This is a genomic window from Staphylococcus sp. T93, from assembly GCF_016743875.1.
Classification (GTDB): Bacteria; Bacillota; Bacilli; order Staphylococcales; family Staphylococcaceae; genus Staphylococcus; species Staphylococcus aureus.
This window is the reverse complement of the sequence record NZ_CP068247.1, coordinates 463,899-489,061: the sequence shown is the minus strand read 5'-3', so window position 1 is coordinate 489,061 and position 25,163 is coordinate 463,899. Positions and strand designations below refer to the sequence as shown.

Annotated in this window: 23 protein-coding genes; 14 read left to right on the top strand and 9 right to left on the bottom strand. The window is 32.2% G+C overall.

Features of this window, described 5'->3' with window-relative positions:
- Window positions 1–518 precede the first annotated feature (518 nt).
- A complete protein-coding gene (locus JG553_RS02395) occupies window positions 519–836 on the top strand; it encodes a DUF5011 domain-containing protein (RefSeq protein WP_001037831.1) in 318 nt (105 codons plus the stop codon).
- 147 nt (window positions 837–983) lie between these two features.
- Here the strand turns inward: JG553_RS02395 and JG553_RS02390 are convergent, their stop codons facing one another.
- The gene (locus JG553_RS02390; RefSeq protein WP_001790624.1) at window positions 984–1,106 is read right to left on the bottom strand and encodes a hypothetical protein; all 123 of its coding nucleotides are present in this window, start codon (window positions 1,104–1,106) and stop codon (window positions 984–986) included.
- A gap of 301 nt (window positions 1,107–1,407) precedes the next feature.
- Between JG553_RS02390 and qoxA the strand changes: the two genes are divergently transcribed.
- The 4 genes from qoxA to qoxD are packed head-to-tail and all read left to right on the top strand — an operon-like array spanning window position 1,408 to window position 5,378.
- A complete protein-coding gene (gene qoxA, locus JG553_RS02385; RefSeq protein WP_000032838.1) occupies window positions 1,408–2,508 on the top strand; it encodes a cytochrome aa3 quinol oxidase subunit II in 1,101 nt (366 codons plus the stop codon).
- Window positions 2,508–4,496, top strand: a complete 1,989-nt coding sequence (gene qoxB / locus JG553_RS02380) for a cytochrome aa3 quinol oxidase subunit I (protein ID WP_001010762.1) — start codon at window positions 2,508–2,510, stop codon at window positions 4,494–4,496. The genes qoxA and qoxB overlap by 1 nt, the downstream gene beginning before the upstream one ends.
- Window positions 4,486–5,091: a cytochrome aa3 quinol oxidase subunit III gene (gene qoxC, locus JG553_RS02375; RefSeq protein ID WP_000017736.1), complete on the top strand. Its 606-nt coding sequence runs from the start codon at window positions 4,486–4,488 to the stop codon at window positions 5,089–5,091. The genes qoxB and qoxC overlap by 11 nt, the downstream gene beginning before the upstream one ends.
- Before the next feature lie 8 nt (window positions 5,092–5,099).
- Window positions 5,100–5,378: a cytochrome aa3 quinol oxidase subunit IV gene (qoxD, locus tag JG553_RS02370; RefSeq protein ID WP_001797236.1), complete on the top strand. Its 279-nt coding sequence runs from the start codon at window positions 5,100–5,102 to the stop codon at window positions 5,376–5,378.
- 536 nt (window positions 5,379–5,914) lie between these two features.
- On the opposite strand, the gene fmtA is transcribed toward qoxD, so the two are convergent.
- Window positions 5,915–7,108, bottom strand: coding sequence for a teichoic acid D-Ala esterase FmtA (fmtA, locus tag JG553_RS02365; RefSeq protein WP_000671243.1), 1,194 nt, complete (start codon window positions 7,106–7,108; stop codon window positions 5,915–5,917).
- A 450-nt stretch (window positions 7,109–7,558) separates the two neighbouring features.
- On the opposite strand from fmtA, the gene JG553_RS02360 reads away from it, so the two are divergent.
- The 4 genes from JG553_RS02360 to atl all read left to right on the top strand — a co-directional run bounded on the left by JG553_RS02360 (window position 7,559) and on the right by atl (window position 13,881).
- A complete protein-coding gene (locus tag JG553_RS02360) occupies window positions 7,559–8,776 on the top strand; it encodes a polyisoprenyl-teichoic acid--peptidoglycan teichoic acid transferase (RefSeq protein WP_001031975.1) in 1,218 nt (405 codons plus the stop codon).
- 47 nt (window positions 8,777–8,823) lie between these two features.
- Window positions 8,824–9,294 carry an osmotic stress response protein gene (locus tag JG553_RS02355; RefSeq protein WP_000088431.1) on the top strand — a complete coding sequence of 157 codons (471 nt, stop codon included), beginning with the start codon at window positions 8,824–8,826 and terminating at the stop codon, window positions 9,292–9,294.
- A gap of 154 nt (window positions 9,295–9,448) precedes the next feature.
- Window positions 9,449–9,883, top strand: a complete 435-nt coding sequence (locus JG553_RS02350; RefSeq protein WP_000491986.1) for a GNAT family N-acetyltransferase — start codon at window positions 9,449–9,451, stop codon at window positions 9,881–9,883.
- Window positions 9,884–10,110: 227 nt separating this feature from the next.
- Window positions 10,111–13,881 carry a bifunctional autolysin gene (gene atl / locus JG553_RS02345; RefSeq protein WP_001074547.1) on the top strand — a complete coding sequence of 1,257 codons (3,771 nt, stop codon included), beginning with the start codon at window positions 10,111–10,113 and terminating at the stop codon, window positions 13,879–13,881.
- A 69-nt stretch (window positions 13,882–13,950) separates the two neighbouring features.
- Here the strand turns inward: atl and JG553_RS02340 are convergent, their stop codons facing one another.
- Window positions 13,951–14,061 carry a hypothetical protein gene (locus tag JG553_RS02340; RefSeq protein ID WP_001788579.1) on the bottom strand — a complete coding sequence of 37 codons (111 nt, stop codon included), beginning with the start codon at window positions 14,059–14,061 and terminating at the stop codon, window positions 13,951–13,953.
- 26 nt (window positions 14,062–14,087) lie between these two features.
- Entirely contained in the window at window positions 14,088–14,507 is a 420-nt protein-coding gene (locus tag JG553_RS02335; protein WP_000278015.1) for a MarR family transcriptional regulator, read from the bottom strand.
- A gap of 152 nt (window positions 14,508–14,659) precedes the next feature.
- On the opposite strand from JG553_RS02335, the gene JG553_RS02330 reads away from it, so the two are divergent.
- The 5 genes from JG553_RS02330 (at window position 14,660) to sspC (ending at window position 20,188) form a co-directional block, all read left to right on the top strand.
- Entirely contained in the window at window positions 14,660–15,670 is a 1,011-nt protein-coding gene (locus JG553_RS02330; protein ID WP_000202439.1) for an acyltransferase family protein, read from the top strand.
- A 195-nt stretch (window positions 15,671–15,865) separates the two neighbouring features.
- Window positions 15,866–17,020, top strand: a complete 1,155-nt coding sequence (locus JG553_RS02325; protein WP_000777582.1) for an aminotransferase class I/II-fold pyridoxal phosphate-dependent enzyme — start codon at window positions 15,866–15,868, stop codon at window positions 17,018–17,020.
- A 527-nt stretch (window positions 17,021–17,547) separates the two neighbouring features.
- Window positions 17,548–18,558, top strand: a complete 1,011-nt coding sequence (sspA, locus tag JG553_RS02320) for a Glu-specific serine endopeptidase SspA (protein ID WP_000676548.1) — start codon at window positions 17,548–17,550, stop codon at window positions 18,556–18,558.
- A gap of 81 nt (window positions 18,559–18,639) precedes the next feature.
- On the top strand, window positions 18,640–19,821 hold the full coding sequence (gene sspB / locus JG553_RS02315; protein WP_001088780.1) for a cysteine protease staphopain B: 1,182 nt from the start codon (window positions 18,640–18,642) through the stop codon (window positions 19,819–19,821).
- Window positions 19,822–19,858: 37 nt separating this feature from the next.
- Window positions 19,859–20,188, top strand: coding sequence for a staphostatin B (gene sspC / locus JG553_RS02310; RefSeq protein ID WP_000284457.1), 330 nt, complete (start codon window positions 19,859–19,861; stop codon window positions 20,186–20,188).
- A gap of 238 nt (window positions 20,189–20,426) precedes the next feature.
- Here sspC and menB read toward each other — a convergent pair whose 3' ends face one another.
- From menB to JG553_RS13310, 5 genes are read right to left on the bottom strand one after another with little or no spacing between them, the layout of a single operon-like run.
- Window positions 20,427–21,248 carry a 1,4-dihydroxy-2-naphthoyl-CoA synthase gene (menB, locus tag JG553_RS02305; RefSeq protein ID WP_000184947.1) on the bottom strand — a complete coding sequence of 274 codons (822 nt, stop codon included), beginning with the start codon at window positions 21,246–21,248 and terminating at the stop codon, window positions 20,427–20,429.
- The gene (gene menH / locus JG553_RS02300; protein WP_000150195.1) at window positions 21,241–22,044 is read right to left on the bottom strand and encodes a 2-succinyl-6-hydroxy-2,4-cyclohexadiene-1-carboxylate synthase; all 804 of its coding nucleotides are present in this window, start codon (window positions 22,042–22,044) and stop codon (window positions 21,241–21,243) included. The genes menB and menH overlap by 8 nt, the downstream gene beginning before the upstream one ends.
- Window positions 22,031–23,704, bottom strand: a complete 1,674-nt coding sequence (menD, locus tag JG553_RS02295; RefSeq protein ID WP_000526687.1) for a 2-succinyl-5-enolpyruvyl-6-hydroxy-3-cyclohexene-1-carboxylic-acid synthase — start codon at window positions 23,702–23,704, stop codon at window positions 22,031–22,033. Before menD ends, menH begins: the two co-directional genes overlap by 14 nt.
- Complete coding sequence (locus JG553_RS02290; RefSeq protein ID WP_223200522.1) at window positions 23,691–25,013, bottom strand: isochorismate synthase; 1,323 nt, start codon at window positions 25,011–25,013, stop codon at window positions 23,691–23,693. The genes menD and JG553_RS02290 overlap by 14 nt, the downstream gene beginning before the upstream one ends.
- Window positions 24,979–25,083, bottom strand: coding sequence for a hypothetical protein (locus JG553_RS13310; protein ID WP_001791731.1), 105 nt, complete (start codon window positions 25,081–25,083; stop codon window positions 24,979–24,981). Before JG553_RS13310 ends, JG553_RS02290 begins: the two co-directional genes overlap by 35 nt.
- Between the last annotated feature and the right edge of the window lie 80 nt (window positions 25,084–25,163).

Here is a 25,163-nt window from a genome sequence, read left to right as displayed (position 1 = left end):
ATAAATGAAGGCTTTGAAGGGAGCATTTCACTTTGTACTTGGCTCAACAATTTTATATAGACAGTAGTTAATTGAATGAAAATAAGCTTGTAACAAGTTTTCAATTCTAGTCAGGGGCCCCAACAAAGAAGCTGACGAAAAGTCAGCTTACAATAATGTGCAAGTTGGGGATGGGCCCCAACACAGAAGCTGTGACTATGATAAAGTACTACTACATAGTTAATCATTAGTGGTTCTTTATCATTTTCGCCTCCCTTTTCTTATTGTTTTGATACACAAAAATTTAAGTTCAAACTGTCGAATAAAGTTATATTTGATTTCAAATTATCCCTAAATTATTAATTTTACAATTGTGGCAGATTTTCAAAATAATAATTATTTCCTCATTATTTATAAATTTATATTTAAATTTCATTCTTTATAGGGTAAGATTAGGACTATAGTATGATGTGTAAATAATATAAATTAAGGTATAGTAAAGCTAACTCAGAAATGACTTATCATTCGGAGGTTACATTATGAATAAACTATTACAGTCATTATCAGCCCTCGGTGTTTCTGCTACACTAGTAACACCAAATTTAAATGCAGATGCAACGACGAATACTACACCACAAATTAAAGGCGCTAATGATATCGTTATTAAGAAAGGTCAAGATTATAACCTTCTAAACGGCATAAGTGCATTTGATAAAGAAGATGGAGATTTAACCGATAAAATTAAAGTCGATGGCCAAATTGATACATCTAAATCTGGTAAATATCAAATTAAATATCATGTCACTGATTCAGATGGTGCAATTAAAATTTCCACTAGGTATATTGAGGTTAAATAGCCCTCATCACTATACTGCAAATAAAATGGTAGCAAACGAACATGTTTTGCTACCATTTTATTTGTTATTCTAACTTCATCTGCAACTTTAACCCAAATATTGTATTTTTTCTGTATACCAAAGGACTACCTATCAAATTATTAAAACTTAACTGCTCTTTTTAAAAAAATGTTTTGATTTTGAACAAACAAATTTCCACTTTTCATTGTTTAACGATAAATTACTTTTGGCAAATTCCTTATTAAAATGTTTGCGCTTCCTTTCAATCAACTAGCCATCATTTTCAATTTATTAGACAATTTCAAACTTTTTTTATTTTCATTCAATTAACCTTTAATTGAAAGCTATTCTCAACTTTCCTTTTAAATATGAAGCAATTTTTTCAAAAACGCTATTAGTCACAAAATGTACACATAATTTTAACAAATGTGTGAACCCACGTCACACCTTGATTTATCAACATTTTTGATACAATTTTATTAATTTTTTTCCCATAAGCCCTTGTAAATATTGTGTAATAACTTAAAATTAATGTTAAGCCCTACATTTGTAGTATTAGGAGGTCAAAAAAGTGTCAAAATTTAAGTCTTTGCTTCTATTATTTGGCACACTAATTTTACTTAGTGGTTGTTCAAATATAGAAATTTTCAACGCAAAAGGGCCAGTAGCAAGTAGTCAGAAGTTCTTGATTCTTTATTCAATCGTCTTCATGCTTGTTATTTGTTTCGTTGTACTTGGCATGTTCGCCATTTTTATTTACAAGTATAGTTATAATAAGAATGCCGAATCTGGTAAGATGCACCATAATGCCATCATTGAAACAATATGGTTTGTAATACCTATCATAATCGTTGCTGCTTTAGCTATTCCTACAGTTAAAACTTTATACGATTACGAAAAACCACCGAAGAGTGAGAAAGATCCAATGGTTGTATATGCAGTAAGTGCAGGATACAAATGGTTCTTTGCTTATCCAGATGAACATATAGAGACTGTTAATACATTAACAATCCCTAAAGATCGTCCTGTTGTATTTAAGCTTCAAGCTATGGATACAATGACAAGTTTCTGGATTCCACAATTAGGTGGTCAAAAATATGCCATGACTGGCATGACAATGAATTGGACGTTAGAAGCATCTCAAACTGGTACGTTCAGAGGTCGTAACTCTAACTTCAATGGTGAAGGATTCTCACGTCAAACATTTAAAGTAAATGCCGTTAGTCAAAAAGACTACGACAAATGGGTGAAAGAAGTTAAAGGTAAGAAAACGTTAGATCAAGATACATTTGATAAACAATTATTACCAAGCACACCTAATAAAACTTTAGAATTTAATGGTACACATATGGCGTTTGTTGATCCAGCAGCCGATCCAGAATACATCTTCTATGCATATAAACGTTTCAATTTCGAATTGAAAGATCCAAACTTCACTAGTGAAGAAAATATGTTTAAAGATGTATCAGACAAACCATTAATACCTGCTCGTAAAGCTCAAATTACAAATGCGAACTATAAACGACATGGTATGAAGTTGATGATTCTTGGAAATGACGAACCATATAACAATGAGTTCAAGAAAGATGAATCGAAAAATGCGAAAGAAATGAAGAAAATTTCAAAAGATGCGCAAGATCAAGACAATGATGATCATGGAGGTGGACATTAATGAATTTTCCATGGGATCAATTACTAGTTAAAGGTAACTGGATGATTACAATGGCACAAATTGGTGCCCCATTCTTAGTTATTGGTTTAATCGCAGTAATTACTTACTTTAAATTATGGAAATATCTTTACAAAGAATGGTTCACATCTGTAGACCATAAGAAAATCGGTATTATGTATTTAATCTGTGCCGTATTAATGTTCGTCCGTGGTGGTATTGATGCGTTACTTATTCGTGCGCAATTAACAGTACCTGATAACAAATTTTTAGAATCTAACCACTATAACGAAATTTTTAGTACACATGGTGTAATCATGATTATCTTCATGGCAATGCCATTTATCTTTGGTTTATGGAATATCGTTGTTCCATTACAAATTGGAGCACGTGATGTTGCATTCCCAGTATTAAACAACGTAAGTTTCTGGCTATTCTTTGCAGGTATGATTTTATTCAACCTGTCATTTATTATTGGTGGTTCACCAGCAGCTGGTTGGACAAACTATGCGCCACTAGCAGGTGAATTCAGTCCTGGTCCGGGTGTTAACTATTACTTAATAGCTATACAAATTTCAGGGCTTGGTACCTTAGCTACAGGTATCAACTTCTTTGTAACAATTTTAAGATGTAAAACACCAACTATGAAGTTTATGCAAATGCCAATGTTTACAGTAACAACATTTATTACTACATTAATTGTTATTCTTGCTTTCCCTCCTTTAACAGTAGCGTTAGCATTAATGACAACTGATAGAATATTTGACACAGCATTCTTCACAGTTGCACATGGCGGTATGCCAATGCTTTGGGCTAACTTCTTCTGGGTATGGGGGCACCCTGAAGTTTATATCGTTATCCTTCCAGCATTTGGTATTTACTCAGAAATTATCCCGACATTCGCTCGTAAGCGTTTATTCGGACATCAAAGTATGGTATGGGCAACTGCCGGTATCGCGTTCCTTAGTTTCTTAGTTTGGGTTCACCATTTCTTCACAATGGGTAATGGTGCGTTAATCAACTCATTCTTCTCAATTTCAACAATGCTGATTGGTATTCCAACTGGTGTGAAATTGTTTAACTGGTTATTAACATTATATAAAGGACGTATTACATTTGAGTCACCAATGCTATTCTCATTAGCATTTATCCCTAACTTCCTTTTAGGTGGTGTTACGGGTGTAATGTTAGCAATGGCATCAGCTGACTATCAATATCACAATACGTACTTCTTAGTAGCTCACTTCCACTATACATTGGTTACTGGTGTTGTATTTGCCTGCTTAGCTGGTTTAATCTTCTGGTATCCAAAGATGATGGGTTACAAATTAAACGAAACATTAAACAAATGGTGCTTCTGGTTCTTCATGATCGGATTTAACGTTTGTTTCTTACCACAATTCATTCTTGGATTAGATGGTATGCCACGTCGTTTATACACTTATATGCCATCAGATGGTTGGTTCTTATTAAACTTAATTTCAACTATCGGTGCATTATTAATGGCAATCGGATTCTTATTCCTTGTTGTTAGTATCGTATACAGTCACTTCAAATCTCCACGTGAAGCAACTGGAGATAACTGGGATGGCCTTGGTCGTACTCTAGAGTGGACTACTGCATCAGCAATTCCACCTAAATACAACTTTGCCATTACACCAGATTGGAATGACTACGACACATTTGTTGATATGAAAGAACATGGTCGTCATTACTTAGACAACCATAATTACAAAGACATTCATATGCCAAACAATACTCCTGTTGGATTCTGGATTGGTATCTTTATGACTATCGGCGGTTTCTTCTTAATTTTCGAAACTGTAATTCCAGCATTAATTTGTTTATTCGGTATTTTTGGTACTATGATTTATCGCAGTTTCCAAATCGATCACGGATATCATATCCCTGCTGCTGAAGTTGCAGAAACTGAAGCTAGATTAAGAGAAGCGCGTATTAAAGAAAGGGAGGCTGTAAGTCATGAGTCATGATACAAACACTATTGATTCACGCACACATGAAGGCGAATTAAATAAGCTTGGCTTTTGGATTTTCATTACAGCCGAATTTGCGTTATTCGGTACCCTATTTGCGACACTATTAACTTTGCAACATGGTGGCGATTATGCAGGTAAAATGACTACTGAGTTATTTGAATTGCCTCTTGTTTTAATAATGACGTTTGCATTATTATTCAGTTCTTACACATGTGGTATTGCTATTTACTACATGCGCCAAGAAAAACAAAAGTTAATGATGTTTTGGATGATCATTACGTTACTTTTAGGTTTAGTCTTTGTTGGATTCGAAATTTATGAATTCGCACACTATGCATCAGAAGGCGTTAACCCAACAATTGGTTCTTACTGGTCTAGTTTCTTTATCCTATTAGGAACGCATGGTTGTCACGTATCGCTAGGTATCGTTTGGGCCATTTGTTTATTAATCCAAATCCAACGACGCGGATTAGACAAATATAATGCGCCAAAATTATTTATAGTAAGTTTATACTGGCACTTCTTAGATGTTGTTTGGGTTTTCATCTTTACTGCCGTATATATGATAGGGATGGTGTATAGCGGATGAGTACAATAATGAAACATACTGTAGGATTTATCGCATCTATCGTATTAACGCTTTTAGCAGTTTACGTAACACTATACACGTCATTAACATTCCACGCGAAGTTGACAATTATCTTTGGCTTTGCATTCGTCCAAGCAGGACTTCAATTATTAATGTTCATGCATTTAACTGAAGGTAAAGATGGACGTTTACAAACATTCAAAGTTATCTTTGCTCTTGTAATTACACTTTGTTTCGTTGTCGGAACATATTGGGTTATGCAAGGCGGTCACTCTTCACACTTATAAACAACATTTTAATAATGTAAAGTTTAACCAGCTAACACTTTTGTTAGCTGGTTTTTATTTTCCTTCAATTTTTAAATGGTTAAGTCCCCTTCTATATCTTATAAGACAATCATTATAATCAATTCAATTAATACATTAACAACCACAACTAATAAATATAGTAACTTCAAAATCCATATTTATGTCTAAAGATAATCTCAATGTTGTTCACGTCAATAAAATTATCCCTAGGTTTTTAAAAATTGTACATGTTTAAACAATCAAAAGTGTACATTATTAAATTATCATTTCCAGTTAGATTTAGAAAACATTCACACCACGCATGGACCAACGTATTCGTCTTCATTCATTTTAGTCTGATGCCAACTCACCAAATGATTTCCCCTTTTATCAGTTAACACATATTTTTAAACTCATCCTTCTTCAACCTTATACTTTAAACTTTTTACCACTATAAAAAAGAAGATATAACTCGTATACTGGTCAGATAAGGTCGATGCCTTAATGCCATATACATGTTATATCTTCTATATTAATTATTGAACAATAACACCCTTCGTATTGTAAGGTTTATTTTGTTTTAAAATATCATTATAAATATGTTTGATTCGAACTTCATTGTTTCCTTTTACATTTAATGCAAGTACAACTACATACTTATCATTATAGTAAACAGTAAAGACTTGTCCAAAGAATCCCCCGTTAAGTCTATTCAATGTTGGCTTAGCATAGAAACCATATCGATATTCATCTGGATACTTTTTCGTACCAAACTCATGTAATAATGGATTGGTTATTTTAGGACTGAATAATTTATATTGTTGTATTTGAGTAATTAATTTACCCATATCTGTTGGTGTCATATATAAATTACCTGCACCATAGTATTGGTCCAAAATATTAGGTCTTAAGAATGAAAGTCCTGTACTATTATAAGCATAACCTTTTGCTAGATATTTTTTAAAAGGTTGTTCATCATAAAATGCTGTGTGCTGAAGTTTTAAAGGATCTCCTATTTTTGTATAATAATTCTCAGCATAAGATTTACCTGTAACTTCTTCAATTACTTTCGCAAGTACTAAATAATTCCCATCGTTATACATATGCTTTTTGTATTTCTTAGGATCAATACCACGTTTTTGAATCGCTTTAACTGCTTGATCTAAATTTTTATAATCTTTTGAGGATTTATATTTATATAATCCACTTTGATGCAACATTAAATCTTTCAATGGGATAGGCTTAGATGTTTTAAACCATGGAAGGTATTTACTTACTGGATCATTGATATTTATTTTATGTTCTTCTTCTAACTGTTTTAACAGTAACCCTGTTGAAAATTTTTGAGCTGAACCTATTAAAAACATCGTATTCGGTGTGTTTTTAATACCTTTTTCAAAATCTTGATATCCATAACCTTTACTCATTTTCAATTTGCCATTTTCATATATAGCTACTGAACCGTTAAATAATGAACTTTGTAAATACTTGTCAATTTTCTTATATTTAGGATCCTTGCTATTATATACCTCTTTTAGTTTAGACGGCGCAACCTTTTCCTTATTACGATCCACTAAATATTTTTCATTGTCTGATAATTTTGTTTCCTTATGTATTGGGTCTATAGAATGTGTCTTCGTCTGTAATCGATGAAAAATTAACGCTATAGAAATAATGATAAATAATAGTACACACGCATGTATAACTAGTTTTACTTTATTAAATTTCATTTGATAATTGCCTCACAATGTATTCATTTTATATATTTAAATCGTTAAAAATTTGAACCTAGATGCCTAATAATACAACTTACAAAAATTAACTTATCATTCATTTATGCTTTACGCTACATAGTAATAAGTTTTTCTAATATGTTATCTATACAACAAAATTAATTATACCTTATCACTTTGTATAAATCACTCGAATTTATATTACGCCTTTAAATTTTTTAAGACATCATACTAAAGTCGCATTATATTTTTAAAAATGCTTTTTGATTTTAACAAAACATTCAAATTACAAGGAACTTTGACATAACATTTGTATTTTTTACTATAAAGTACTACAATTTAAGGCTATAATGTATTAGTAATGAAGTTGTATAAATATCGTTCAACTAATTATATTTTAAAATTATGATTATGATTTAACAAAAATTTAATATAGGAGCATCAATCATGAATAAATTTTTAAAATACTTTTTGATCCTTCTAGCATTGGTTCTCATTGTTGTTCCAATAGTCTTCGCTACGTTACTTTTTAAAACGTCCCAAGATGCATTCGAATCTTCTCAAGACAGCAAAAATGCTAATCGTCAATCCAACTTAAGAGATAATAAAGTCAATCCCGAAGAACAACCTATCTCTATTCTTTTCTTAGGTATCGATGATAACGATGGAAGAAGAAAAAAAGGACAGGATGCTGAACACTCTAGATCAGACGCTATGATTTTAACTACTTTTAATCAATCAAAACATCAAATTAGAATGCTTAGTATTCCACGTGATACTATCAGCTACATTCCTAAAGTTGGCTATTACGATAAGATTACCCATGCACATGCATATGGTGGTCCAATTGCCGCAATGGATTCGGTAGAAGCTACCATGAATGTACCTGTTGATTATTATGTGAGAGTCAATATGAAAGCATTTGTCGAGGCTGTAAATGAGCTTGGTGGCATATACTATGATGTGCCATACGACTTAAATGAACCTAACACAGATGATACTGGTAAGATTAAAATTAAAAAAGGGTACCAAAAATTAAATGGTGATGAGGCTTTAGCAGTTGCTAGAACTAGACATCATGATTCAGACTTAAAACGTGGACAACGTCAAATGGAATTAATTAAGATTTTATTCCAAAAAGCACAGGAAGTTGATTCTATTGATAAACTTGATAACGTGATTCAAATTGTAGGTAAAAATGCAAAGCATAATTTAACTAACTCTGAAATTAAAGCTTTAGCAAAAATGTACTTAACAAATGATGTTGAAATTAAAACTGCGCAATTAAAAGGTAAAGATGATATGTTAAATGGTATTTACTATTATCATCCAAGTGTTGAAAGCATTCAAAAATATGCAAACTTACTTCGTAAAGACTTAGAATTATCACCTATTAATGATAAAAATGATTTCTTAGATCAACGTGTCATTAATCATTATGGTTCATTAATACCATTAACGCCTTTAGATAATAGTTTATTGAGAAAAGAACAAAATGATACGACAGATAAAGATAAGACATCTAACGAGAACAGTGATTCAACTAATAACAGTGATTCCAGCAATCAACAACAACCTGCTACAGATCAAAACTCAAATCAAAATCAAGGTGGCACACAACAAGCGCCACAAGCTTCAAATAACCAAAATGGTGTTGTAAATTAATATTATATGACGATTAACATTTACTATTTATGAAAGGAGCATCATACATGAGTAGAAAAACATACGAAAAGATTGCAAATATAAATGGCATGTTTAATATGTTAGAACAACAAATCATTCATAGCCAAGATATGGCTCATTTTAGAAGTGAATTTTTTTACGTCAATCATGAGCATCGAGAAAACTATGAAGCACTCCTAATTTATTACAAAAATAGTATCGACAATCCTATTGTAGATGGTGCATGTTATATTTTAGCCCTACCTGAAATTTTCAATAGTGTTGATGTTTTCGAATCAGAGTTACCATTTTCATGGGTATATGATGAAAATGGCATTACCGAAACAATGAAATCACTTAGCATTCCATTACAATATTTAGTTGCAGCAGCTTTAGAAGTAACTGATGTGAATATATTTAAGCCTTCAGGATTTACAATGGGAATGAATAATTGGAATATTGCTCAAATGCGAATCTTTTGGCAATATACAGCAATTATTAGAAAAGAAGCACTATAACATTAATAATTAATTAGCTATAAAGATGATTCACAACAATCATCTTTATAGCTTTTTTATGTCTAATTATTTTTGAGGAAAATAACAATCGTTATTCTATGTTATTATTAGTAAATTAAATGTAAATGATTTTGTTAGGATGTGGAGGAATTTTATGTTTTCAAAAGTAAACAATCAAAAGATGTTAGAAGATTGCTTCTATATAAGAAAGAAAGTGTTTGTAGAAGAACAAGGCGTCCCTGAGGAAAGTGAAATTGATGAATATGAATCTGAATCTATTCACCTCATTGGATATGATAATGGACAGCCAGTTGCCACTGCTCGAATACGCCCTATTAATGAAACAACTGTCAAAATAGAACGAGTAGCTGTGATGAAATCACATCGTGGACAAGGAATGGGTAGAATGCTTATGCAAGCTGTAGAATCATTAGCTAAAGATGAAGGTTTTTACGTAGCTACTATGAATGCCCAATGTCATGCTATCCCATTTTATGAAAGTTTAAACTTTAAAATGAGAGGTAATATATTTCTTGAGGAAGGCATCGAGCATATTGAAATGACAAAAAAGTTAACCTCGCTTAATTAAAAAAAGTTGTATCTATTTTAGAAACATTTGTAATAAACCAATTCTTAAATTGACATCAATTCTATTTGATTTGTCACGTCACCATTGAGATTCAAAATTTTTTTCATTTTTTTACAGTGAAAATGTAAATTAAGAGTATATTACAAATTGGTTAAATACGCACAGGTATATAAAACAGGTACTATAATGTTAGTAATAATTAATAAATGTTAGGAGTAATAAATAGAATGGCGAAAAAATTCAATTACAAACTACCATCAATGGTTGCATTAACGCTTGTAGGTTCAGCAGTCACTGCACATCAAGTTCAAGCAGCTGAGACGACACAAGATCAAACTACTAATAAAAACGTTTTAGATAGTAATAAAGTTAAAGCAACTACTGAACAAGCAAAAGCTGAGGTAAAAAATCCAACGCAAAACATTTCTGGCACTCAAGTATATCAAGACCCTGCTATTGTCCAACCAAAAACAGCAAATAACAAAACAGGCAATGCTCAAGTAAGTCAAAAAGTTGATACTGCACAAGTAAATGGTGACACTCGTGCTAATCAATCAGCGACTACAAATAATACGCAGCCTGTTGCAAAGTCAACAAGCACTACAGCACCTAAAACTAACACTAATGTTACAAATGCTGGTTATAGTTTAGTTGATGATGAAGATGATAATTCAGAAAATCAAATTAATCCAGAATTAATTAAATCAGCTGCTAAACCTGCAGCTCTTGAAACGCAATATAAAACCGCAGCACCTAAAGCTGCAACTACATCAGCACCTAAAGCTAAAACTGAAGCGACACCTAAAGTAACTACTTTTAGCGCTTCAGCACAACCAAGATCAGTTGCTGCAACACCAAAAACGAGTTTGCCAAAATATAAACCACAAGTAAACTCTTCAATTAACGATTACATTTGTAAAAATAACTTAAAAGCACCTAAAATTGAAGAAGATTATACATCTTACTTCCCTAAATACGCATACCGTAACGGCGTAGGTCGTCCTGAAGGTATCGTAGTTCATGATACAGCTAATGATCGTTCGACGATAAATGGTGAAATTAGTTATATGAAAAATAACTATCAAAACGCATTCGTACATGCATTTGTTGATGGGGATCGTATAATCGAAACAGCACCAACGGATTACTTATCTTGGGGTGTCGGTGCAGTCGGTAACCCTAGATTCATCAATGTTGAAATCGTACACACACACGACTATGCTTCATTTGCACGTTCAATGAATAACTATGCTGACTATGCAGCTACACAATTACAATATTATGGTTTAAAACCAGACAGTGCTGAGTATGATGGAAATGGTACAGTATGGACTCACTACGCTGTAAGTAAATATTTAGGTGGTACTGACCATGCCGATCCACATGGATATTTAAGAAGTCATAATTATAGTTATGATCAATTATATGACTTAATTAATGAAAAATATTTAATAAAAATGGGTAAAGTGGCGCCATGGGGTACGCAATCTACAACTACCCCTACTACACCATCAAAACCAACAACACCGTCGAAACCATCAACTGGTAAATTAACAGTTGCTGCAAACAATGGTGTCGCACAAATCAAACCAACAAATAGTGGTTTATATACTACTGTATACGACAAAACTGGTAAAGCAACTAATGAAGTTCAAAAAACATTTGCTGTATCTAAAACAGCTACATTAGGTAATCAAAAATTCTATCTTGTTCAAGATTACAATTCTGGTAATAAATTTGGTTGGGTTAAAGAAGGCGATGTGGTTTACAACACAGCTAAATCACCTGTAAATGTAAATCAATCATATTCAATCAAACCTGGTACGAAACTTTATACAGTACCTTGGGGTACATCTAAACAAGTTGCTGGTAGTGTGTCTGGCTCTGGAAACCAAACATTTAAGGCTTCAAAGCAACAACAAATTGATAAATCAATTTATTTATATGGCTCTGTGAATGGTAAATCTGGTTGGGTAAGTAAAGCATATTTAGTTGATACTGCTAAACCTACGCCTACACCAACACCTAAGCCATCAACACCTACAACAAATAATAAATTAACAGTTTCATCATTAAACGGTGTTGCTCAAATTAATGCTAAAAACAATGGCTTATTCACTACAGTTTATGACAAAACTGGTAAGCCAACGAAAGAAGTTCAAAAAACATTTGCTGTAACAAAAGAAGCAAGTTTAGGTGGAAACAAATTCTACTTAGTTAAAGATTACAATAGTCCAACTTTAATTGGTTGGGTTAAACAAGGTGACGTTATTTATAACAATGCAAAATCACCTGTAAATGTAATGCAAACATATACAGTAAAACCAGGCACTAAATTATATTCAGTACCTTGGGGCACTTATAAACAAGAAGCTGGTGCAGTTTCTGGTACAGGTAACCAAACTTTTAAAGCGACTAAGCAACAACAAATTGATAAATCTATCTATTTATTTGGAACTGTAAATGGTAAATCTGGTTGGGTAAGTAAAGCATATTTAGCTGTACCTGCTGCACCTAAAAAAGCAGTAGCACAACCAAAAACAGCTGTAAAAGCTTATACTGTTACTAAACCACAAACGACTCAAACAGTTAGCAAGATTGCTCAAGTTAAACCAAACAACACTGGTATTCGTGCTTCTGTTTATGAAAAAACAGCGAAAAACGGTGCGAAATATGCAGACCGTACGTTCTATGTAACAAAAGAGCGTGCTCATGGTAATGAAACGTATGTATTATTAAACAATACAAGCCATAACATCCCATTAGGTTGGTTCAATGTAAAAGACTTAAATGTTCAAAACTTAGGCAAAGAAGTTAAAACGACTCAAAAATATACTGTTAATAAATCAAATAACGGCTTATCAATGGTTCCTTGGGGTACTAAAAACCAAGTCATTTTAACAGGCAATAACATTGCTCAAGGTACATTTAATGCAACGAAACAAGTATCTGTAGGCAAAGATGTTTATTTATACGGTACTATTAATAACCGCACTGGTTGGGTAAATGCAAAAGATTTAACTGCACCAACTGCTGTGAAACCAACTACATCAGCTGCCAAAGATTATAACTACACTTATGTAATTAAAAATGGTAATGGTTATTACTATGTAACACCAAATTCTGATACAGCTAAATACTCATTAAAAGCATTTAATGAACAACCATTCGCAGTTGTTAAAGAACAAGTCATTAATGGACAAACTTGGTACTATGGTAAATTATCTAACGGTAAATTAGCATGGATTAAATCAACTGATTTAGCTAAAGAATTAATTAAGTATAATCAAACAGGTATGACATTAAACCAAGTTGCTCAAATACAAGCTGGTTTACAATATAAACCACAAGTACAACGTGTACCAGGTAAGTGGACAGATGCTAAATTTAATGATGTTAAGCATGCAATGGATACGAAGCGTTTAGCTCAAGATCCAGCATTAAAATATCAATTCTTACGCTTAGACCAACCACAAAATATTTCTATTGATAAAATTAATCAATTCTTAAAAGGTAAAGGTGTATTAGAAAACCAAGGTGCTGCATTTAACAAAGCTGCTCAAATGTATGGCATTAATGAAGTTTATCTTATCTCACATGCCCTATTAGAAACAGGTAACGGTACTTCTCAATTAGCGAAAGGTGCAGATGTAGTGAACAACAAAGTTGTAACTAACTCAAACACGAAATACCATAACGTATTTGGTATTGCTGCATATGATAACGATCCTTTACGTGAAGGTATTAAATATGCTAAACAAGCTGGTTGGGACACAGTATCAAAAGCAATCGTTGGTGGTGCTAAATTCATCGGCAACTCATATGTAAAAGCTGGTCAAAATACACTTTACAAAATGAGATGGAATCCTGCACATCCAGGAACACACCAATATGCTACAGATGTAGATTGGGCTAACATCAATGCTAAAATCATCAAAGGCTACTATGATAAAATTGGCGAAGTCGGCAAATACTTCGACATCCCACAATATAAATAAGCAACATGAACATAGGATCAAAAGTCATCCCCCACTATCAATCATGGGGGATGACCTTTGATCCCTTTTTTATACATACACAAGCAAAAATAGCGGTGATTGTTTACCATCAATTTTAACAATCACCGCTACTTTTGCTTGTAATTCATGATTCAATTTTTGTTGTGTGCACAACGACACTAAATTATGTGTTTGCTATTGTCGTGTTACAACGATATGCGTCGTTGATTTAACTTATCAAGTAATTGATTTAAATTGTCTAATTCGACTTCCGATAAACATTGACATCTTGCTTCAATCAATTCGCAACGTGCATTATTTATTTGTGAAATTAATGTACGTGCTTGATCAGTCAAAATTAATTCTTTACATCTTAAATCTTCGCTAGATTGTTGACTTGTGATGTACCCTTTCAAAACTAATTTCTTAATCCACCTTGAAACTATAGATTGTTCCCTGCTAATCTTCATCGTCAAATCATACTGTGATAAGCGATCGTAATTAAATAAAATACGGAGAAGTTCTAGCTGTTCAGATGTGATATCCGTGCGTTGTCCAAATCTTCTATTCACTAAGTTTAAGTCATTGTTAGTCAGTGTAATAAGTTTTTCAAGTTGTTTATACATGTTGTTCTACTCCACTACATATTATTTATAATATTATATGCTTTTTTTATAATTTTTACAATACTATTCGACACAATAGACAAATTTGTTGCATAACTAATACAAAATATAATAAATTAGTAAGAGTCTTATGGACATAAAGGAGATAAAATATGACTTCATTAAAAGAGAGAGATTATTTTTTTGACAACGCAAGAGCAATTTTAATATTATTAGTCGTATTTGGACATATGTTACAACCCTACACTAGTGGCGATAAATATTTATCAGCATTATACCTAGTTATTTATAGTTTCCATATGCCAACATTTTTGTTTATATCTGGTTATTTCGCGAAAAATATTGATAAACCATACTATTTAGAAAAAATTTCAAAACGTTTGATAGTACCTTATATGATATTTTTTGCATTCTTTTCAATTTATTATTTCTTAACAGGTAAAAGTGACGAATTACAACTTGATCCTTTTAACCCAGTATTTGCGTTATGGTTTTTGATCACGCTATTTTTCTTTCATGTCATTTTAGTAATAGTTAGAAGATTTAATCCATATAAAGTGCTATCAGTTTCAATTATTATATCTATTGGAGCAGGTTTTTCAGATAACATCGATAGCTACTTAAGCATTTCAAGGACAATCGTATTTTTCCCAATATTTTATCTAGGTTACATTTTCACCAAAAAACATACGGCTATTTTTAAAAATAAAAAACTAATACCAGTATCTATCATTACCTTTATTTTGTTTTTTATCGTTTACGTGATTCATCCTATCAATGCAGATTGGTTATTGGGAAGTTCACCATATACTTCACTTGAAAATGAAGGACAGAGTATATTCAGTCCTTTTAAACGACTTATATTATATGGAATTATATTAATCGCAATGACTGCGTTTCTAAATTTAATGTCAACAAAGAAAAAATTATATACTTATATTGGTAGTCGTACGCTATACGTATATTTATTACATGGTTTAATTATTGGCATTGTTAGAGGATTTGAATGGTACCCATTCGATAATCCTATATCATTAATGACTTATCTTTATTTAATAAGTATATCTGTAATCATCGTATATGTATTATCTACAAACTTTGTTTGTAAATGGACAAATCCAATAATTAATTTACAAAGACCATCACAGTTTAAAGATTCATAATTTTATACTGTCTAAGTACATTAACTGTAACCACTTTATTCATTTTGAAAAGTAGTTACTACAGTGTATTTAGACATTTTTCGTTTTTCAAATAAAGCTTAAGTAATTTACCCTTTTTTGCTTTAAAAGTATGTTATGATATTATTAATTTCTAAATTTTTAGACAATATTTGATTTATATTTGAGGTGTCACAAATGAAACTTTCTTTAAATTCTAATTCTAAATATTTAAGAGCACCAAGTATTCGCCAATTTTCAAATCGTATGAATAATTTGGATGATTGTGTTAATTTAACTATTGGCCAACCAGACTTCCCGATGCCTGATGTTGTGAAAAAGGCATATATTGATGCTATTAACAATGACAAGACATCATACTCTCACAATAAAGGGTTATTAGAAACTCGCGAAGCAATTAGTCAATACTTCAAAAATCGTTATCATTTTTCCTATGATCCTGAAGAAATTATTGTGACAAATGGAGCAAGTGAAGCAATAGACACAACGTTACGTTCTATCATAGAGCCTGGAGATGAAATTATAATACCGGGACCAATTTATGCAGGCTACATACCACTCATCGAAGTACTAGGTGGTAAACCAATTTATATTGATACAACAGCAACACAATTTAAAATTACACCTGATGCATTAGAAAGTCATATTTCTCCAAAGACAAAAGCTGTCTTGTTAAATTATCCGACTAATCCAACTGGCGTAGTTTTAAAAAGAAATGAAGTTTTAAATATCGTAAATGTATTAAAAAAATATCCGTTATTTATTATTAGCGATGAGATTTATGCTGAAAATACATTTAGTGGTAAACATGTATCCTTCGCTGAATTTGAAGACATTCGTGATCAATTAATATTAATTGGTGGTTTAAGTAAATCACACTCAGCAACCGGAATAAGAATTGGTTTTCTATTAGGACCTCAATATTTGATTGATAAATTAACATTTATGCACGCCTATAATTGTATTTTTGCCAATGTTCCAGCTCAAATAGCATGTATAACAGCACTTAACGAAGGATTAGAAGCTCCTAAATATATGAACGAAGCTTATGTAGAACGAAGAAATTATTTAGTATCTGAATTAACTAAATTAGGTTTTGAGATTACCGCTCAACCTGAAGGCGCGTTTTATATTTTCCCAAGTATTAAACATATCACCGATGACGATTTCGAATTTTGTGTCGATTTACTTGAATCAACACATTTAGCAATCGTTCCAGGCTCATCCTTTACAGAATTCGGTAAAGGATTTGTAAGGATTTCCTATGCTTATGAAATGGATGTTTTAAAAGAAGGTATGAAGAGACTTGCTAAATATTTAAATACTAAATAAAAATGATATGTTGAACTGGACGTCGTGAACTAAATTCATAGTACGTTCAGTTTTTTATATTCTATAAGTTTTAAATAATACTCTATAGAGACTGTAAATACTACCGAGTTATATTCCTCTCCTTTAAACACCTCACTCAAAATGATTCTATCAAAAGGTTTTAATATGCTAACTTATAATTGTTCTTCGAAACTTAAGCACTCAAATAATATATCACCATTCATATTAATCTACCTTTGGCCAAACAATTATTATTCAAAAGTTACTATTTATTATTATAAACAAATACTTTCCATTCGCTCTCAATTCCTTTCTTATTTATTCTTTTAGATAAATGCAAACAATTGACGATCTTATCAATTTAACTCAATTGAATAAAGTATAATACAATTCAATTTTAATTCCCTTAATGTTTTTGTAAACTCTAATCTTTACAAAAACTTTTTAATTTATTTATATATTCTTATTGACTTAAAAATTTTTAGTGTTATATTTAACTTGTAAATAAATTTTTTGGAGGTTTTTAGATGAAAGGTAAATTTTTAAAAGTTAGTTCTTTATTCGTTGCAACTTTGACAACAGCGACACTTGTGAGTTCTCCAGCAGCAAACGCGTTATCTTCAAAGGCTATGGACAATCATCCACAACAAACGCAGTCAAGCAAACAGCAAACACCTAAGATTCAAAAAGGCGGTAACCTTAAACCATTAGAACAACGTGAACACGCAAATGTTATATTACCAAATAACGATCGTCACCAAATCACAGATACAACGAATGGTCATTATGCACCCGTAACTTATATTCAAGTTGAAGCACCTACTGGTACATTTATTGCTTCCGGTGTAGTTGTAGGTAAAGATACTCTTTTAACAAATAAACACGTCGTAGATGCTACGCACGGTGATCCTCATGCTTTAAAAGCATTCCCTTCTGCAATTAACCAAGACAATTATCCAAATGGTGGTTTCACTGCTGAACAAATCACTAAATATTCAGGCGAAGGTGATTTAGCAATAGTTAAATTCTCCCCTAATGAGCAAAACAAACATATTGGTGAAGTAGTTAAACCAGCAACAATGAGTAATAATGCTGAAACACAAGTTAACCAAAATATTACTGTAACAGGATATCCTGGTGATAAACCTGTAGCAACAATGTGGGAAAGTAAAGGAAAAATCACTTACCTCAAAGGCGAAGCTATGCAATATGATTTAAGTACAACTGGTGGTAATTCAGGTTCACCTGTATTTAATGAAAAAAATGAAGTGATCGGAATTCATTGGGGCGGTGTACCAAATGAATTTAATGGTGCGGTATTTATTAATGAAAATGTACGCAACTTCTTAAAACAAAATATTGAAGATATCCATTTTGCCAACGATGACCAACCTAATAACCCAGATAATCCTGATAACCCTAACAATCCTGATAACCCTAACAACCCAGATGAACCAAATAACCCTGACAACCCTAACAACCCTGATAATCCAGACAATGGCGATAACAATAATTCAGACAATCCAGATGCAGCTTAATTAACAATTAAGTTCGTCTAGATAAAATAGAAGCAAAGTCTTAGCAACGTAAAATATTTTGATTTAAATGGAGGGTATTATATGAATAGTTCATGTAAATCTAGAGTATTCAATATTATAAGCATCATAATGGTTTCAATGCTTATTTTATCACTAGGCGCATTTGCTAATAACAATAAAGCCAAAGCCGATTCACACTCTAAACAGCTAGAAATTAATGTTAAGAGTGACAAAGTACCTCAAAAAGTAAAAGATCTAGCACAACAACAATTTGCTGGTTATGCTAAAGCATTAGATAAACAAAGTAATGCAAAAACTGGTAAATATGAACTTGGCGAAGCTTTTAAAATTTATAAATTTAATGGTGAAGAAGATAATAGTTACTATTATCCAGTTATAAAAGACGGTAAAATTGTTTATACTTTAACACTTAGTCCTAAAAATAAAGATGATTTAAACAAATCAAAAGAAGACATGAATTACAGTGTTAAAATTTCAAACTTCATCGCTAAAGATTTAGACCAAATTAAAGATAAAAATTCAAATATCACTGTTCTTACTGATGAAAAAGGGTTTTATTTTGAAGAAGATGGCAAAGTTAGATTAGTAAAAGCTACGCCTCTACCTGGTAATGTAAAAGAAAAAGAAAGTGCTAAAACAGTTTCAGCAAAATTGAAACAAGAGTTAAAAAATACAGTAACACCTACTAAAGTTGAAGAAAACGAAGCGATACAAGAAGATCAAGTTCAATATGAAAATACATTAAAAAACTTCAAAATTAGAGAACAACAATTCGATAACTCATGGTGTGCAGGATTCAGTATGGCAGCATTATTAAATGCAACTAAAAATACAGACACTTATAATGCACATGATATTATGCGTACATTATACCCTGAAGTAAGTGAGCAAGACCTTCCTAATTGTGCAACATTCCCTAATCAAATGATTGAATACGGTAAATCACAAGGCAGAGATATTCATTATCAAGAAGGCGTACCATCATATGAACAAGTTGATCAACTTACAAAAGATAATGTAGGAATTATGATCCTTGCACAAAGTGTATCTCAAAACCCTAATGACCCACATTTAGGACATGCGCTAGCAGTTGTTGGTAATGCTAAAATTAATGACCAAGAAAAACTTATTTACTGGAATCCTTGGGATACAGAATTATCAATCCAAGATGCAGATTCAAGCCTATTACATTTATCATTCAATCGTGATTATAACTGGTATGGTTCAATGATAGGTTACTAAAAAGTAATATAGATATTGATTAAAGGCAGGTAAAACTATGTATCAACTACAATTTATAAATTTAGTTTACGACACAACCAAACTCACACATCTAGAACAAACCAATATCAATTTATTCATTGGTAATTGGAGTAATCATCAATTACAAAAATCAATTTGTATACGTCATGGCGATGATACAAGTCACAATCAATATCATATTCTTTTTATAGATACGGCACATCAACGCATTAAATTTTCATCTATTGATAATGAAGAAATCATTTATATTCTTGATTATGATGATACACAGCATATCCTCATGCAAACGTCATCCAAACAAGGTATTGGCACTTCGCGACCAATCGTTTATGAGCGCTTAGTATAACTAATTTAAATGATTTCACTTCATAAAGCGGGTTGGCGAGAATTCAATTTCTCACCAGCTCGTTTTTTCATTGTAATAATAATCTTTAACATTTATTCTTTCTCTATTAATTTTTCTCAAACTATCTTATCTTTATGATAATTAATTAAAATGCCCTTTTAAATTCTTATAAAATAAAAAAGCCACCTATCGTCGCTAATAAACGACGCAAGTGACTTAATATCATATTCAAAATAACTTATGGGAATTTAGGGAATTGATCGAAGTCAGGATCACGTTTTTCTTTAAACGCATCACGGCCTTCTTTCGCTTCATCAGTTGTGTAATAAAGCAATGTTGCATCCCCAGCCATTTGTTGTAAACCAGCTAAACCATCTGTGTCAGCATTCATAGCTGCTTTAAGGAATCGTAACGCTGTTGGTGAGTGTTTCATAATCTCTTTACACCATTGCACAGTTTCATCTTCAACTTTCTCTAAAGGTACCACTGTATTTACTAGACCCATATCTAAAGCTTCTTGTGCATTGTATTGACGACATAAGTACCAAATTTCACGTGCTTTCTTATGTCCAACGATACGTGCTAAATATCCTGAACCATAACCCGCATCAAATGAACCTACTTTAGGACCAGTTTGTCCAAAAATAGCATTATCAGCAGCAATCGTTAAGTCACAAACAACATTTAGTACATTACCGCCACCTACAGCATAACCTTTTACCATCGCGATAACCGGTTTTGGAATAATACGAATTAAACGCTGTAAATCTAATACATTTAAGCGAGGGATTTGGTCTTCACCTACATAACCACCATGTCCACGTTTCTTCTGGTCACCACCAGAACAAAATGCTAAATCACCTTCACCAGTTAATACGATAACTGAAACGTTTTGATCATCACGTGCACGTGAAAATGCGTCAATCATTTCAGCAACTGTTTTAGGTGTAAACGCATTGCGTACTTCAGGGCGATTTATTGTTACCTTAGCAATCCCTTCGTAAAATTCATATTTGATTTCATCATATTCTCTAAGTGTTTCCCATTGTCTGTTAGTCATTTTGCTCCTCCTTTAAAAATCCTAATATCATTGTATCAAATTCATCACTATCTTCCACATGAATTGTATGACCTGTAGCAGAAATTAATTTACATTTACTATTAGGAATTAAATTTGCCATTTTTTTCGCAATCTGTACAAATTTTTCATCATATTCTCCAGCTAATATTAATGTTGGTACTTTAATTTCTTTCAGGCGCGGCCATAAGTTTGGCATTTGACCTGTACCATAATCTCTTAATGCTTTGGCCATTTTATGTGGCGATTGAGACAATCGTTGTTGTCTTATTTGATGTTGTATTTCAACTGGTAATTCTAGTTGCGATTGAAATAATGGCAACTTTTCCCAATCATTAACAAATAATTCAATACCTGCTATGTCTAATACTTTAGCACGTGCATCATCAACAAGACGGCGTTCCAATTGATTTGCTTCTTCTTTAATACCTGGTGACGTACTTTCTAATATCAAATTAGATATAGGGATGTGACCATTAATTGCATAATATAATGCAACACGCCCACCCATTGAATATCCAAACAATGTTATTGATTTATCTTTATATTTATCTAAAATTCGGTCTAACAACGTCGTAATATAATCAAAATTCCACGTTTCATCCATTGAAGACTGATCTTCGCCATGGCCTGGTAAGTCTATAGTGATGACATGATAGTTATCAGTAAATTTTTCGATGTGATTATGATAAGTACGGCTGTCGCTAAGAAATCCATGCAGAAATACTAAAACTTGATTGGTCTCAACGTTTGCTTCATAAAATTTATAATGTGTCATGAATCATTTCACTCAATTTCTGGTATAAAATTTGATGCTGTTTAAAGTTATCTTCGCGATTCGTTATCAATTCATAAATCGTCGAAGTTTCAGATAACAATGTGGCATTTTTAAATTCTGAAACACTGTTAAAACGTTTAAAATCGAATTGATATAACTTAGCTGTATACTCGAAATCCAATCCCGTCGGTGTGCCAAACAACCGTTCAAAATAGTCAGTTGCACTTTCTTTTTGTGGTAAATATGAAAAAATACCGCCACCATCGTTGTTCAATAATACAATATTCATCTGAATATTATTTAATTTTGACATTAATAGTCCATTCATATCATGATAAAATGATAAATCACCTATCAATAATGTTATTCGTTTATGCACAGCCATACCCAGTGCAGTTGAAACGATACCATCAATACCATTCGCACCACGATTCGCATAGACATCTATATTTTTATTCAATAACAAGTTATCTACATCTCTGATAGGCATACTATTACTAATAAATAATGCATCTTTTTCAGATGTTTTCTTAATCAATTCACCAACGAATGCACTCTCATCTGTAGCTTGTTCCAAATAACATTTAATTTCTTTACGCCCTTTTTTCTCTAAGCATTGCCATTTTTCTAACCAACTTACGCGATTAACTGTCGTGTCTTCCATTAATGACCTAAAGAAATCATTCGCAGAAATCTCATATGAAATATCTGGCGCTATCGGAAAGACATCAATCTTATCATTGTTTTGCACTAATATTTGAAATGCATCAGTTTTCTTTAACCATTGATTTAACTTTTTAGAAATCACTGGTTTCCCAACACGAATTACGAAATCCACATTTAAGTCTAAGCCGCTTCTAAACAGCAAATCATATGTACAGATAACATTCGGATGATCAAATTTTCTTAAATGACTTAAAGGATCAGCTAAAATAGGCAAATCATATATCGTTGAATACGTTAGTATTTGATCAACTTCTTGGTGCTGCATATCCCCTACAATAATTAAACCTTTTTTCTTATTTAAAATGTGTCTTAATGCCGATGCATCTATACTTTTTTGATAGTGCGGTAAAATCTTCATCTCAGAAGTTAACAATTCTGTTGCATTCAAATCAGGTGTTAACGGATCTCTAAATGGCAAGTTAAAATGAATTGGCCCTTTATGTGGTCCATATAAATATTGACTAGCAATTTGCATTTGATAGTAAATTGCATCAATGGTCTCTTTACTATCATCCGCAATAGGCATATCGAACTCATAACTTACATAATTATTAAACATATTTACTTGATTAATCGCTTGTGGTGCGCCTACACTTCTTAATTCATGCGGACGGTCACTTGTTAAAACGATTAAAGGAATTCTACTAATTTGGCTTTCAGCAATTGCAGGCGTATAATTCGCTGCTGCTGTACCTGACGTACATAATATAGCGACAGGTCTTTCACTGCCTTTAATTAACCCAACTGCAAAAAACGCTGCACTTCGCTCATCGGGGTGTATCCATGTTTTAATATTTGGATGTGCTTCAAATGCAAGTGCAAGTGGCGTTGAGCGTGATCCCGGACTGATAACTACTTCCCTTACGCCGTACGCATATAACTCAGATGCAAATGTAAAAACTTGCTTCGTTAAAGCTGCTTTATGATTTCCCATTCATATCGACTCCTAATGCATTCATCATAGGTGTGAACTTAAGGTTCGTTTCTGCCAATTCACTATCTGGATCAGAATCTTTAACAATGCCACACCCAGCAAATAAAGTTGCTTGTGCTTTCTTAATAAGCATCGAACGAATTGCAACAATAAATTCACAATCATCGTATATATCTATATAGCCAACCGGTGCACCATATAATCCTCGCGTACCAAATTCTTTCTGCTCAATAAAATCCATTGCAAATTCTTTTGGATAGCCACCTAAAGCAGGTGTTGGATGTAAATTATCAATTAAACTAATATACGAATCATCCTTCAGTGGCGCCTTTATTTCAGTGTACAAGTGATATAAATGATCATTTTTTAGAATTTTAGGCGTCTTATCATAATGTAATTCAGTGATATAAGGTTTAATATCATGTAAAATACTGTCAACAACAAATCGATGTTCGATTAAGTTTTTATTATCTTTTAAAAATGCTTCAACATTTTTTGTATCTTCGTCCTCATCTTGTGAACGTTTAATTGTACCTGCTACAGCTTTAGTCGATAGTATTTTATTATTGACCTTTATTAATTGTTCAGGTGTTTGTGAAAAGAATATAGAATCTTGTGATTCTAACAAGAATATATAACTGTTTTTTTCTTTAGAATATGCTTGCTTTAGAATATATGGAATACTGATATCTTTATCGAACTTTATTAACCGTCTACGTGCTAGTACAATTTTTTCTTCATTATTAATAGATTCTATAGCTTCTACTACAAGTTGACGCCAGTCATCTTTATAAATATCTTCATTTCTAGTAATTTCCCCAATTTGCTCGTCCACATCTATGTCCGATATATTGTTGAACAAATCCATTAAATCGTTCAATGCCTCAACAGTAAAACTTTCCCTTTTAACTGTATAAGTTAAAAATGTCCCATTATTATCAGTTGAAATTAAAACTTCAGGTAATACAAAATGATTTAGTCCAAACTCTCGCCATTCATCATCTGATTTATGACTTGAAAATTGGAACCCTCCAACAACTCGAAGATGATGTTTCTCAGATTGCGGATGTATAAATGTGATGTTATGTTTTAATTTTTCCCAGTCTTTAAAAATAGATTGTTTATTTTTAGAATTATTTTTGAATAATTGAATTGCTTTGTAGCCAAAATATGACGTTCGATTATCATTCAAACGCATATAAAAGCGATCTCCTGCCTCATTGTCAGTGAGATGAAATAATGTGCTCGGGTCTAGTGACTGTGATAATTTCACTTCAACTGAAACCCATTCCTTTGAGCTGCCATATATCTCTTTGACAATATCGTCCTCTAATACGCCCGTAGCCATCCATTTCACTTCTTTCTTCGTCTTTTTTCACTCATTATTATATTGTATCATTTTTGGATAATTGTGTTACAAGAATTGCTTAAACTTATCTTGCAATTTTTCACGTCAATT